Here is a 13440-nt window from a genome sequence, read left to right on the forward strand (position 1 = left end):
CGATGATTTCTTAAGCGAACGTCTTGGCGAAGCCTTCGACCGCGGCCTTGAGCTTGCCGGCGCTATCGTCGGACAGGTCCTTCGAGTCGCGAATCGCGTTGAGAAGATCGACGTGCTTGCCGCGCAGCAGCGACAGCAGGCCTTCTTCGAACTCACGCACCTTGGCGACCGGAATAGCGTCGAGGTAACCGTTGACGCCGGCGTAGATCACCACGACCTGCTCTTCCATCTTCAGCGGCGAGAACTGCGGCTGCTTCAGAAGTTCGGTCAGGCGCGAACCGCGCGCCAGCAGGCGCTGGGTCGACGCGTCGAGGTCGGAGCCGAACTGCGCGAAGGCCGCCATTTCGCGGTACTGCGCGAGCTCGCCCTTGATCTTGCCGGCGACCTTCTTCATCGCCTTGGTCTGGGCCGACGATCCGACGCGCGACACCGACAGACCGACGTTCACCGCGGGACGGATGCCCTGGAAGAACAGATCGGTTTCAAGGAAGATCTGGCCATCGGTGATCGAAATCACGTTGGTCGGAATGTAGGCCGACACGTCGTTGGCCTGGGTCTCGATGACCGGCAGCGCGGTCAGCGAGCCGTTGCCGTGGTCGTCGTTGAGCTTCGCAGCGCGCTCGAGCAGGCGGGAGTGCAGGTAGAACACGTCGCCCGGATAAGCTTCGCGGCCCGGCGGACGGCGCAGCAGCAGCGACATCTGGCGGTAGGCGACGGCCTGCTTGGACAAGTCGTCATAGATGATAACGGCGTGCATGCCGTTGTCGCGGAAGTACTCGCCCATGGTGCAGCCGGTGAACGGCGCGAGGTACTGCATCGGCGCGGGGTCCGACGCGGTCGCTGCGACGACGATGGAATATTCCAGCGCGCCCTGCTCTTCGAGCACCTTCACGAACTGTGCGACGGTGGAGCGCTTCTGGCCGATCGCGACGTACACGCAATACAGCTTCTGGCCTTCCGAAGCGCCGGCAACGTTGAGCGGCTTCTGGTTGAGAATGGTGTCGAGCGCGATCGCGGTCTTGCCGGTCTGACGGTCGCCGATGATCAGCTCGCGCTGGCCGCGGCCGACGGGGATCAGGGCGTCGATCGCCTTGAGGCCGGTGGCCATCGGCTCGTGCACCGACTTGCGTGGAATGATGCCGGGCGCCTTGACGTCAACGCGCTTGCGCTCCGTCGCCTGGATCGGGCCCTTGCCGTCGATCGGGTTGCCGAGCGCGTCGACGACGCGGCCGAGAAGCCCCTTGCCGACCGGCGCATCGACGATGGCGCGGGTGCGCTTGACGGTCTGGCCTTCCTTGATCTCGCGGTCGGCGCCGAAAATAACGATACCGACGTTGTCGCTTTCAAGGTTCAGCGCCATGCCGCGCGTGCCGTTCTCGAACTCAACCATTTCACCGGCCTGGACGTTGTCCAGACCATAGACGCGGGCAATGCCGTCGCCGACCGAGAGAACCTGACCGACTTCAGAGACTTCGGCTTCCTGGCCGAAATTCTTGATCTGGTCCTTGAGGATTGCGGAAATTTCCGCGGCGCGGATGTCCATCAGCCTGCCTCTTTCATCGCGTGCTTGATCGAATTGAGTTTGGTGCGAAGCGAGCTATCGACCATGCGGCTGCCGAGCTTAACGACAAGCCCGCCGATGATTGACGGATCGATCTTCACGTTGAGATCGACGTCCTTGCCCGACACTGATTTCAGTGCGGCCTTGAGAGCGTCGAGATTGGTATCGCTGAGCGGCTCGGCGACGGTGACTTCCGCGGTGGCCTCGCCCTTGAATTTGGCGACCAGCGCGCGGAAAGCCCTGATGACATCGGCCACGGCGAACAGCCGGCGATTGGCAGTCAGGACTTTCAGGAAATTCGCGGCGACGCCGCTGATGCCGGCCTTGTCCAGCACGGCGCCAAGCGCTTTGGCCTGCGCATCGGCGGTAAACACCGGGCTGCGCACAAGCCGCAGAAGATCGGGGCTGTCGGCAAGCAGGGCGGAGAACTTGTCGAGGTCAGCCTTCACGGCATCGACCGACTTCTGGTCGCGCGCCAGTTCAAACAAGGCCGTCGCATAACGGCCGGACACGCCAGATACTGAGGGATCTTCAGCTGCCACAAAAATCTCTTCTAGCTATCGAATGACCAAGGAAACGACCATCGCTGGAGAACGGCGTCAGGCACGACACCAAGCGATCCAAGTCCTTGGAATTCAAGCGGGACTTCGATTTCTGGCCGGAGCGATCTACCCAGCAGCCCAAAATCGCGGTTTTGCTAACATAGGGCGCGCGCAGGTGCAACATGACGGCGATTGCGAACGCATTTTTGGTGGTGCCGGTTTGTCGCACGCCTCGCGTCACACTCGTTGCTGCGCGCGGACAGAATTCCTGAGCGTTTGTGCTTGCTACACAGCGCTCCACCCGGCCGCCGCAACGTCTGTGCCTCGTCCTCAGATATTGACGCTCTCATTGCGCCCGAACCCCGTGCATCCGGGATTGCCGCCGGTTGCCCAATTTTGAGTCCGGAAGCATAGAAAAGCAGCACAAACCGCGGCTAACCATTTGGAATAAATGAATAATTTATTGAATGCGCGATTGTACTTATATGACGATCCGTCATCATTGCGCATCGCACAACAGCGATTCGGACCGGCAATGGCGCCGGCCCGTCACGGCTTCGGCTCGTGAAGCAATACGTGGTGAGCAATGCCGCTTCCAAAAACAATATCAGCCGGCCCGCGCGCCGGCGAAAACCCCGTTTCCATTTCCGAACTCATTGAACTGACCAACGACCTGCGAACCAGCGCGGCCGACAAGATCAGCGGCATCCAGCGCGTCACCGGTTCGCTTCGCATGCTCGCATTGAATGCGATGATCGAAAGTGCCCGCGCCGGCACTCATGGCCGCGGATTCTCCGTGGTCGCAGCCGAGGTGCGCGAAATCGCCGCCAATGTCGGGCTGATTTCCGAGCAATTGCAAAAAGAGCTTACGGCGCAGATCGATTCATTGAGCGCTCACACCCAGTCCATGGCCAATGCAGCGATGGGAACGCGCATGGTCGATCTTGCGCTGAATGCCATCGAGATTATCGATCGCAATCTTTATGAGCGAACCTGCGATGTGCGGTGGTGGGCCACCGACAGCGCCGTCGTCGATTGCGCGGCGAACGTGACGCCGCAATCGGCCGCCTATGCGTCCAAGCGGCTCGGCGTGATCCTCAATGCCTATACCGTTTATCTTGATCTCTGGCTCTGCGATCTGCACGGCAAGGTGCTCGCGAATGGACGGCCGGATCGCTATTCGGTCGCGGGGCTCGATGTCTCGCAGGAGCCATGGTTCGTGCAGGCCTCTCGGCTGACGTCCGGTGACGAGTATGCTGTCGGCGACATCAGCGTCGCCCCCGGCCTGAAAGGCGCGCAGGTCGCGACCTATGCGGCATCCGTGCGGACCGGAGGCGAAAGCCATGGCGCTCCCCTCGGCGTTCTGGCGATTCACTTCGACTGGGCGCCTCAGGCTGAGACCATTGTCCGCGGCGTCCGCATCGAACCGGAAGAGAAGACCAGGACCGCCGTGCTGCTGGTGGACGCACATCGCAGGGTCATCGCGTCCTCGGAGGGGACAAGCACCCTGGACCAGCATTTTCAGATCGAGACCGGGAACCAGTCGCACGGGTTTTACACCCGGTCCGATGGCACGACCGTCGCGTTCCACGCCACCCCCGGCTACGAGACCTATCGCGGCCTCGGCTGGCACGGCGTGATTGTGCGCCGGCCTGACTGAATTCGCCCGGAAAGCCCGCTCACCGGCGATGAAGCTCCAAAATTAACAAGCCGCCCGTTTTACGCATGCAGCATTGCAAAATGTGCATGCGGGAAACCATTTGGGCAATTTTGCGTTTACTTCAGCTAGCCTACAATTTTGTGAACTCTACAGTATTGAAAAGTATATGTTACTTATACGCTTCTATATCTTCAGTAATGGAATAATGAAGAAGGCTATTTCTACGTATCAGACGAATACGCAAGGATTTAAGGAACAAAATCTCTCGCCGCGCTTATGCCTCATTATGGGATGATCCATCCGGCCACGTAAACGCTGGCTCGATTTAGCCAGACGTCGGATGGATATACCAGAACGAGGGACAACTATATGATCGACGCTATCAAGCGCGTGCCGGGGCAACCCGTGAAAAATCGGAATGCCTCCATCGCTTTGATCGCCGTCGGCATGCTGGCGCTCACAGCCTCAGCCAGCGAAGCCGGCCATCGCAAATCTTCTCATGAAAAGTCTTGGCGCGACGCCAACGCCTCAATCAGTTCCGGCCGCAGCTTTTCCGGCAAGGCCTCCTATTACGGCAACGAGTCCGGCAGCAAGACTGCCTCGGGCCAGCGCTTCAACCAGAACGCCATGACCGCCGCCCATCGCACCTTGCCGTTCGGGACCAAGCTCAAGGTCACCCATGGCGGCCGCAGTGTGGTTGTCACGGTCAATGACCGCGGCCCGTTCATCAAGGGCCGGGTGCTCGATCTGTCGAAGGGCGCGGCTCAGGCCGTCGGTCTCACCGGTCGCGGTGTCGGACACGTGGTCGCAGAAGTTCAGTAAGCGTTGCGTTGAGTACGTGTTGCGTTGAGTAGCGTGACTTTGAGTTGAAAAGGCCGGCGCCAGTTGCGCCGGCCTTTTTCATGGGGGTTACAAGAAGCTCTGCGGATCGATGTCGATCTCGAGCTTCAGATTGCCCTTCGTCTTCGGACCTGCCGCCAGCCATTCCCGCATATAGGCGGAGAGGTCGATGCTGCGCACCGACTTCACCAGAATCCGAAACCGGTAACGGCCCTTGATGACGGCGAGCGGGGCTTCGGCGGGGCCAAGCACCTGGACGCGCTCGTCAAGCGGCGCAGCTGATGCAAGTTTGCGCGCGAAACCTTCCGCAGTCGGACGATCACCTGCTGAAATGATCAGCGACGCCAATCGCCCGAACGGCGGATACAGCGCACGCTCGCGCGCGTCGATCTCGCTGGCATAAAATGCCTCGCGATCCGAAGCGACCAGCGCCTTCATCACCGGATGTTCCGGCTGATGGGTCTGCAAATACCCAACACCCCGGCCCTGCTCGCGCCCGGCGCGGCCGATCACCTGATTGAGCAGTTGAAACGTGCGCTCGGCGGCGCGCGGATCGCCGTTGCCAAGACCCAGATCCGCATCGACGACGCCAACGAGATTGAGACGCGGGAAGTTATGTCCCTTCGCCACCAGTTGCGTGCCGATAATGATATCGACACGCCCTTCCGCGATCTCGTTCAGTTCCGAGCGCATGGTCTCGATGTCTATGATGAGATCGCTCGACAGCACCATGGTGCGCGCGTCCGGAAAAAGATTCGCAGCTTCCTCCTGCAAACGCTCGACGCCGGGACCGATGGCGGCGAGGGATTCCTCGGCGCCGCAGTGCGGGCACTGATGCGGCCGCGGCATCGAGAAGCCGCAGTGATGGCAGACCAGTCGTTGGCGAAACCGGTGATCCACCAGCCAGGCATCGCAGATGGTGCAGGCGAAGCGATGTCCGCAGGCGCGGCACAACGTCAGCGGTGCATAGCCGCGGCGGTTCAGGAACAGCAGCGCCTGTTCCCTACGCTCGATTGCGATTTTTACTTCTTCTGCCAAACGCGGTGAAATGAACCGCCCGCGCGCAGGCCCCTCGCGTTTAAGATCGATGGCCTCGATCTGCGGCATGTGCTGACCACCGAACCGCGATGGCAACGCAACGCGGCGATAGCGGCCCTTGCGTGCGTTGACTTCGGACTCAACCGAGGGCGTCGCCGAACACAGCACGACCGGAATCTTCGCGATGGAGCCACGCACCACCGCCATGTCGCGTGCGTGATAGTGAGCGCCTTCGTCCTGTTTGTAGGCCTGGTCGTGCTCTTCGTCGACGATAATGAGCCCGAGATCGGCGTAAGGCAGAAACAGCGCGGACCGCGCACCCACCACCACCGGCGCATCGCCCGCCGCGACCGCAGCCCAGTTGCGCGCGCGGGTGCGCGGCGTCAGTTCCGAATGCCATTCGATCGGCCGCACCCCGAAGCGCGCGCTGAACCGATCGAGGAATTGGCCGGTCAGTGCGATCTCCGGCATCAGGATCATCGTCTGCCGGCCACGCCTGATATTTTCGGCGACCGCCTCGAAATAGACTTCGGTCTTGCCCGAACCCGTCACGCCGTCAAGCAACGCGACCTGAAACTCGTCCTTCGACACGAGGTCTTTCATCGCGTCCGCCGCGATGCGTTGCTCCGGCGAAAAATCCGGCTCAGCGAACGAGGGGTCCGGAGATGGCGGCGCCAGATCGCGCGGCAGCGGCTCGATAACCAGCGTTCCTTCGTCGACAAGGCCGTCGATCACGCCGGCGCTTACGCCGGCTTCTCTGACCGCATCGGATTTCGAATGCAGCAATCCGTCCGACAGCACGTCGATCAGACGGCGCCGCGCGACCGTCATACGTTGCGGTGGCGCGCCGACCAGCCGCACGCCCATGCGCACGCGCTCGGGCCCGAGATGCTCGCCCATGCGCAGCGTCATCCGCAGCACCATGCCGCGCGCGGACAGCGTGTAGTTGGCGACCCAGTCGACAAAGCTGCGCAGCTCGGGCTTGAGCGGCGGCACGTCGAGCTTTTCGCCGGTCTCCTTCAGGCGATTGTGCAGCCGGGGATCGGGGTTCGGATTGTCCGCCCAGACCACCGCCGTGACATCGCGCGCCCCCAGCGGAACACTGACCACGTCGCCGGGATTCAGCTCGACGCCGTCGGGAACGCGATAGGAATAGGTCTGGTTCAGGGCCACGGGGACGAGGACGTCGACAACTCGTCTTGCCATGGCCAAAGGGGTCCGGATTAAGGGGTGAATAAGGAAAAGGGTGCGATAAACCGATTCCTGTCAAGCGCAGGTATCTCAGACATGGGTATCGCGAGACATATGATGGTCAAAGCCGTCCCCGCAACCGAAGCCAGCCCGCAAGGCGCGCAGCTTACCTGCGTCGCTCCCGATCTGCTGGCCGAAATCACGCGCTGGCTGTCCCATTTGCGTGCCGAACGGCGGCTGTCGCCCAAAACGCTGGAAGCCTATGCGCGCGACCTGCGCCAGTGCCTCACCTTTCTGAGCGAGCACTGGGGCGGCCTCGTCACGCTGAAACAATTCGCCTCCATCGAGGCCACGGACGTGCGCGCGTTCATGTCGTCACGGCGGGCCGACGATATTGGCGGACGATCTTTAATGCGCGCACTGGCCGGCCTGCGCTCATTCGGACGCTTTCTCGAACGCGAAGGCAAGGGCAAGGTCGGCGCGTTGTCCGCGATCCGCGCGCCGAAGATCGGCAAGAGCTTGCCGAAACCAATCCAGATGACATCGGCGCGGCAGATGACCAACGCAGACATCCGCGCCGGCGAAAACCGCGAACCATGGATCTGGGCGCGTGACGCTGCGGTAATGGCGCTGCTCTACGGATCGGGCCTGCGCATCTCCGAAGCGCTCGGGCTCAAGCGGCGCGACGTGCCGTTGCCGGGCAAGGGCGATGTGATCGTCGTCACCGGCAAGGGCAACAAGACCCGCATGGTGCCCGTGCTGCAAAATGTACTCGCCTTGATTCAGGACTATGTCGCGATGTGCCCGCACATGATTGCACAGGATGGCGCGATCTTCGTCGGCGCACGCGGCGGCCCTCTCTCACCACGCATCATCCAGTTGACGATGGAGCGGCTGCGCGGCGCACTCGGACTGCCCGACAGCGCGACACCCCATGCGCTGCGACATTCCTTCGCTACCCATCTGCTGGCACGCGGCGGCGACCTGCGCGCGATCCAGGAATTGCTCGGCCACTCGTCGCTCTCGACCACGCAGATCTACACCGGCGTCGATGCCGACCGGTTGCTCGACGTCTACAAGACGGCCCATCCGAGAGCCTAGGTGATGGCCTGACACAAATTTGTCGCGCCAGATTTGTCCTGCCAGCTCATAACGATACCCTTGCGCGCAGACCGCAGTTCGGTCAATCGTTGCGCTCGTTTTGACCGGGAGGGATACCGAATATGGGCGCACATGAAAGCATGGAGCACGCGGAGCACGCCGAGCACGCCTCCGGCTCCAACAAGAAGATCGCATTGCTGATCGCGGTGATCGCGCTTTTCCTCGCGCTGTCCGAAACCCTCGGCAAGGGCGCCCAGACCGAATCCATCAGCAAGAACGTCGAAGCCTCGAACCTGTGGGCCTTTTTCCAGGCAAAAAGCATCCGCCGCACGGTGGTGCAGTCGGTGTCAGAGCATGCCAAGCTGAGCCTCGGCCTGTCCGGCGACGAAGCCCAGAAGGCCGCGCTGGCCAAGCAGATCGACGATTGGACCAAGACCGCCGCGCGCTATCGTTCCGAGCCGGAAACCGGCGAGGGATCCGAACAGCTCGCCGCTCGCGCCAAGGAGGCCGAGCATGCCCGCGATCTCGCCATGGCGCGTTATCACCACTACGAGGTGGCTTCCGCTGCATTCCAGATCGGAATCGTGCTCGCTTCGGCGACCATCATCACCGGCATGGTCGCACTGGCGTGGGTTTCAGGTCTGCTTGCAATCGCCGGACTTGCCTTCACCGCAATCGGCCTGTTCGCACCCCATGCCGTACACCTGATGTAGCACCGATGCAGTGCCTGGTTCTCGGTGCGACGGGACGTGTGGGCTGTCACATTGCGAATCGCCTCACGACGACGAACGCGACGCCTGTATCCGCCGGCGCAGACGTGCGATGAAGCCGGGCGAAACGCGGCGGCGAACGTGCCTTATCCAGTGCTGAATGGCGAGCTTGAACGGCGCGACGATAGCCAGCGCCCGCAAGCGCAGATCGAGCACAAGCTCATAGAGCCTGTGGAACCAGGCCATCTGCAACAGTTTCTCGCGCGTCACATCGAACACGAACGCGACGATGCCGACGCCAAGAACCTTCTGAAAAACAATCAGCGTGGTCGCACAAACAAAGTATTTGTGCGCCAGCAGCCATGCCGCGACGAAATTGAGCGGGAACAGAACGATGACCGGCACCGCGAACACGATCAGCGTCAGGCCCGGCGACAAATGCTCGATAAGATCGGCAAGCCATGCCTTGAGCCGAGGCAGCGGAATCAGCGCGACAACGCGCGCAATAACCGGCTCGACGCGATCCCACAGCCACGCTTCGACCAGGAAGATCAGCGCGAGCAGAACCCAGAGTGGACGAAGCAGCCGGCGCATGATGGATTCTCATCCCTCATGACCGGCTGAATGCCGGTCCACCATCACATATGGATAGCGCGCTTCCCGACCGCAAGCGCGGCTTCCTTGACCGCTTCCGAGCGCGTCGGATGAGCGTGGCAGGTGCGCGCGAGATCTTCCGCGGAACCGCCGAACTCCATCAACACCGCGGCTTCGTGAATCATTTCACCGGCTTCGGCGCCGACGATGTGGCAGCCGTAAACGCGATCGGTCTTCGCGTCCGCGAGGATTTTCACGAAGCCGTCCGTGGTCTGGTTAACCTTGGTGCGGGCGTTCGCGGTGAACGGAAACTTGCCGACATTGTAGGCGATGCCGGCCTGCTTCAACTCTTCTTCCGTCTTGCCGACGGACGCGACCTCCGGGAACGTGTAGATCACGCTCGGGATGACATCGTAATTGGTGTGACCGGCCTGCCCCGCGAGAATTTCAGCGATGGCAATGCCCTCGTCTTCAGCCTTGTGCGCCAGCATCGGTCCGGCGATCACGTCGCCGATGGCATAGATGCCCTTCACGTTGGTCTGGAAGTGACCGTCGGTCTGCACGCGGCCGCGCTGATCGAGCTCGACGCCAGCGTCCTTCAAACCAAGGCCTTCGGTGTAAGGCGTGCGCCCGATCGCCAGCAGCACGACATCGGCATCGATCACTTCCGCCGCGCCGCCCGCGGCCGGCTCAACGCTGGCCTTGAGCACCTTGCCGGACGTATCGACACCGGTGACCTTGGCGCCGAGCTTGAACGCAACGCCCTGCTTTTCCAAAATGCGCTGGAACGACTTGGCGACCTCGCCGTCCATGCCGGGAAGAATCCGGTCGAGGAATTCGACGACGGTGACCTGCGCGCCGAGGCGGCGCCACACCGAGCCGAGTTCGAGCCCGATCACGCCGGCGCCGATCACCAGCAGCTTCTCCGGCACCTTCTCAAGCACCAGAGCGCCGGTGGAAGATACGATGCGCTTCTCGTCGATCTCGACGCCCTTGAGCTTCGCGACATCGGAGCCGGTGGCGATGACGATGTTCTTCGTCTCCAGCACCTGCGTCTTGCCGTCGTTGCCGGTGACTTCGACCTTGCCAGCGCCCAGAATCTTGCCGGTGCCTTCATAGGGGTCGATCTTGTTCTTCTTGAACAGGAAGGCGACACCCTTGGTATTGCCGTCGACGCCGTCCGTCTTGAACTTCATCATGGTCGGCAAATCGAGCTTCGGCTTGCCGACATTGACGCCCATCTTCGGCAGCATGTGCGTGACTTCTTCGAAACGCTCCGAGGCCTGCAGCAGCGCCTTGGACGGAATGCAGCCGATGTTGAGGCAGGTGCCGCCGAAGGTCGCGCGCTTCTCGATCACCGCGACCTTCATGCCGAGCTGCGCCGCGCGGATCGCACAGACGTAACCGCCGGGACCGGTGCCGATAACGATGAGATCATAAGAAGCCATGAGAATTGTCCTGTACTCGGAAGTGAAAATTATCGGCCGCCGGAAACATCGACGATTGTGCCTGTGACATATGACGCCTCGTCCGACATCAGCCAGACAACGGCATTGGCGATTTCGTCCGCGGTACCGACGCGCTTCATCGGTATCGTATGGGCCAGCCGGTGCGCGCGATCCGGCTCGCCGCCGCTGGCGTGAATTTCGGTATCGATCAGCCCCGGGCGGATGCCGTTGACGCGAATGCCCTCGGCGCTGACTTCACGCGCGAGTCCGACCGTGAACGTATCGATCGCGCCCTTCGAGGCGGCGTAGTCGACATACTGCGCCGGCGAGCCGAGCGTCGCGGCCACGGACGAGAGATTGACGATCACACCGCCGCTGCCGCCGTGCTTGCTGGACATCCGCTTCACCGCCTCGCGCGCGCACAGAATGCTGCCGACGACATTGACATTCATCATGCGGGTGAGACGTGCCGCGGACATTTCATCGACGCGCGCCGTCGCATCGACCACGCCGGCATTGTTCACCAGGGCGCCGAGCTTGCCGAACGCGTCCGCCTGCCTGAAGAGATCGAGAATGTCGGCCTCATTGCCGACGTCGCATTTCACCGCGATGGCCTTGCCGTTGCTGGCTTCAATCTTCCCGACGACCTCGTCAGCAGCGGCCTTGTTGCTGGCATAGCCGACCACGACCTTGTAGCCGCGCTTCGCCGCAGCCAGCGAAGTCGCGCGGCCGATGCCGCGGCTTCCTCCGGTGACGATGGCGACGCTATCCATTAGAACCAATCCCCCGTACGAACGTCAGTTTGCTTTTTGAAGAGCGATTCGAACACCCAGTCCGATCAGAACCAGCCCCGTCGCACGGTCGATCCAGTGTCCGATCCGCTCATAACCCGCGCGCATCGAGCGCGTCGTTAAGAACACCGCGACAAAGCTGAACCACACCGCAAGAAATACGGCCAGTGCGGCTCCGTACGCGAACTGCGTCATCACAGGCGTCTCGTGCGAAACGATCGTGGCAAACAGCGAGACGAAAAACAGCGTCGCCTTGGGGTTCAGAAGATTGGTGAGGAAGCCCACGCCGTACGACGTGGCGATATTGCGCGCGCCGCCTGTGGGAGCGGTGGCAGTCCTGTCGAGCGTTTGAGGTGAGCGGCCGCTCGCCGTCAACGACCGGACGCCGAGATAAACCAGATAAGCCGCCCCGCACCACTTCACGATGGTGAAGATCAGGACCGACTGCGCAACGATCAGGCCCACACCGGTCACGGTATAGGCGACATGGACCATGATCGCTGACCCGACACCGATGGCCGACGCGATTCCCGCCCGCCGCCCAAAACTCACGCTCTCGCGAAGGACGCAGGCGAAGTCCGCGCCCGGCGCGATTGCCGCCAACACGAAGACACCGAACAACGCGAGGAATTCGGGCGGCAGATGCATCGGCTTACAGATCCAGCACGAGGCGCGCCGGATCCTCGAGGTTTTCCTTGACGCGAACGAGGAAGGTCACGGCTTCCTTGCCGTCGATAACGCGGTGGTCGTAGGAGACCGCGAGATACATCATCGGGCGGATTTCGACCTTTCCGCCGATGGCGACGGGCCGCTCCTGAATCTTGTGCATGCCGAGAATGCCGGACTGCGGCGCGTTCAGGATCGGCGTCGACATCAGCGAACCATAGATGCCGCCATTGGTGATCGTGAAAGTGCCGCCTTGCATCTCTTCGATCTTGAGCTGACCGTCGCGGGCGCGCCGGCCGTAGTCAGCAATGCTCTTTTCGATCTCAGCGATCGACTTGTGGTCGCAATCGCGCACCACCGGCACGACGAGGCCCTTGTCGGTGCCGACCGCGACGCCGATGTGATAGTAGTTCTTGTAGATCAGGTCGGAGCCGTCGATCTCGGCGTTGACGGCGGGCACGTCCTTGAGCGCCTGCACGACAGCCTTGGTGAAGAAGCCCATGAAGCCGAGCTTGGCGCCATGCTTCTTCTCGAATGCATCCTTATAGTGCGCACGCAGGGCCATGACGTTGGTCATGTCGACCTCATTGAAGGTCGTGAGCATGGCCGCGGTGTTCTGCACCTCCTTGAGGCGGCGCGCGATGGTCTGGCGCAGACGCGTCATCTTCACGCGCTCTTCACGCGCGGCATCGTCGGCAGGCGACGGCGCGCGCACCTGCACGGCGGCGGCGGGCTGATTGAGCGGCGTCGCCAGCGAGGCGGCCTTTTCGATCGCGGCCAGCATGTCGCCCTTGGTAACGCGGCCATCCTTGCCGGAGCCCGGAACGGTCGAGGCATCGATCCCGGATTCAGCGGAGAGCTTGCGCACCGACGGCGCCTGCGGCGCGTCGGCGGGTGGGGATTTCTGTGCGGGCGCGGGCGCGGCGGCGGGCGCGGCAGCCTTCGGCGGCTCAGCAGCCTTGGCCGGAGCCGCGGCGGGCTTGGCGCCGCCTGCGCCTGCCGTGATCTGTCCAAGCAGCGCGCCGACTGCGACGGTCTCACCGTCCTTGGCGATAATTTCATCGAGGGTGCCCGCGAACGGCGCCGGCACTTCGATGGTGACCTTGTCGGTTTCGAGCTCGACCAAGGGTTCGTCGACAGCGACAGCATCGCCGGCCTTCTTGAACCAGCGGCCGATAGTGGCCTCGGTGACGGACTCGCCCAATGTCGGAACGCGAATTTCAGCCATTTCTCTTTCCCCTTGCGTCGTGAACGGCTTCCTGTGCCGTCAGCGCCTCAAATCAAATCGTACTGGATGG

Annotated in this window: 12 protein-coding genes; 4 read left to right on the forward strand and 8 right to left on the reverse strand. The window is 62.2% G+C overall.

All coding sequences use genetic code 11. From position 1 onward, the window contains the following. Positions 1-10: 10 nt before the first annotated feature. On the reverse strand, positions 11-1543 hold the full coding sequence (gene atpA / locus HMPREF9695_RS22460) for a F0F1 ATP synthase subunit alpha (protein ID WP_006023209.1): 1533 nt from the start codon (positions 1541-1543) through the stop codon (positions 11-13). Then, positions 1543-2103: a F0F1 ATP synthase subunit delta gene (locus tag HMPREF9695_RS22465; RefSeq protein WP_006023210.1), complete on the reverse strand. Its 561-nt coding sequence runs from the start codon at positions 2101-2103 to the stop codon at positions 1543-1545. The genes atpA and HMPREF9695_RS22465 overlap by 1 nt, the downstream gene beginning before the upstream one ends. Before the next feature lie 586 nt (positions 2104-2689). Here HMPREF9695_RS22465 and HMPREF9695_RS22470 point away from each other — a divergent pair. Beyond that, a complete protein-coding gene (locus HMPREF9695_RS22470) occupies positions 2690-3763 on the forward strand; it encodes a methyl-accepting chemotaxis protein (RefSeq protein ID WP_006023211.1) in 1074 nt (357 codons plus the stop codon). Positions 3764-4132: 369 nt separating this feature from the next. Continuing rightward, positions 4133-4585 (forward strand): septal ring lytic transglycosylase RlpA family protein, encoded by a 453-nt coding sequence (locus HMPREF9695_RS22475; protein WP_006023212.1) that lies wholly within the window; start codon positions 4133-4135, stop codon positions 4583-4585. 87 nt (positions 4586-4672) lie between these two features. On the opposite strand, the gene HMPREF9695_RS22480 is transcribed toward HMPREF9695_RS22475, so the two are convergent. Further along, complete coding sequence (locus HMPREF9695_RS22480) at positions 4673-6847, reverse strand: primosomal protein N' (RefSeq protein ID WP_006023213.1); 2175 nt, start codon at positions 6845-6847, stop codon at positions 4673-4675. Positions 6848-6946: 99 nt separating this feature from the next. Between HMPREF9695_RS22480 and HMPREF9695_RS22485 the strand changes: the two genes are divergently transcribed. Both HMPREF9695_RS22485 and HMPREF9695_RS22490 read left to right on the forward strand, forming a co-directional pair. Continuing rightward, positions 6947-7933, forward strand: a complete 987-nt coding sequence (locus HMPREF9695_RS22485; protein ID WP_041713077.1) for a tyrosine recombinase XerC — start codon at positions 6947-6949, stop codon at positions 7931-7933. A gap of 122 nt (positions 7934-8055) precedes the next feature. Next, on the forward strand, positions 8056-8646 hold the full coding sequence (locus tag HMPREF9695_RS22490) for a DUF4337 domain-containing protein (protein ID WP_006023215.1): 591 nt from the start codon (positions 8056-8058) through the stop codon (positions 8644-8646). 63 nt (positions 8647-8709) lie between these two features. Here the strand turns inward: HMPREF9695_RS22490 and HMPREF9695_RS22495 are convergent, their stop codons facing one another. From HMPREF9695_RS22495 to odhB, 5 genes are read right to left on the reverse strand one after another with little or no spacing between them, the layout of a single operon-like run. Next, on the reverse strand, positions 8710-9237 hold the full coding sequence (locus HMPREF9695_RS22495) for a hypothetical protein (protein WP_006023216.1): 528 nt from the start codon (positions 9235-9237) through the stop codon (positions 8710-8712). Between the two features lie 44 nt (positions 9238-9281). After that, on the reverse strand, positions 9282-10685 hold the full coding sequence (lpdA, locus tag HMPREF9695_RS22500; protein WP_006023217.1) for a dihydrolipoyl dehydrogenase: 1404 nt from the start codon (positions 10683-10685) through the stop codon (positions 9282-9284). A gap of 29 nt (positions 10686-10714) precedes the next feature. Next, complete coding sequence (locus HMPREF9695_RS22505) at positions 10715-11458, reverse strand: SDR family oxidoreductase (RefSeq protein WP_006023219.1); 744 nt, start codon at positions 11456-11458, stop codon at positions 10715-10717. A 24-nt stretch (positions 11459-11482) separates the two neighbouring features. Beyond that, entirely contained in the window at positions 11483-12124 is a 642-nt protein-coding gene (locus tag HMPREF9695_RS22510) for a LysE family translocator (protein ID WP_006023221.1), read from the reverse strand. A gap of 4 nt (positions 12125-12128) precedes the next feature. Beyond that, positions 12129-13370, reverse strand: coding sequence for a 2-oxoglutarate dehydrogenase complex dihydrolipoyllysine-residue succinyltransferase (odhB, locus tag HMPREF9695_RS22515; protein ID WP_006023222.1), 1242 nt, complete (start codon positions 13368-13370; stop codon positions 12129-12131). Positions 13371-13440 lie beyond the last annotated feature (70 nt).

The sequence above is a fragment of the Afipia broomeae ATCC 49717 genome, assembly GCF_000314675.2.
GTDB lineage: Bacteria > Pseudomonadota > Alphaproteobacteria > Rhizobiales > Xanthobacteraceae > Afipia > Afipia broomeae.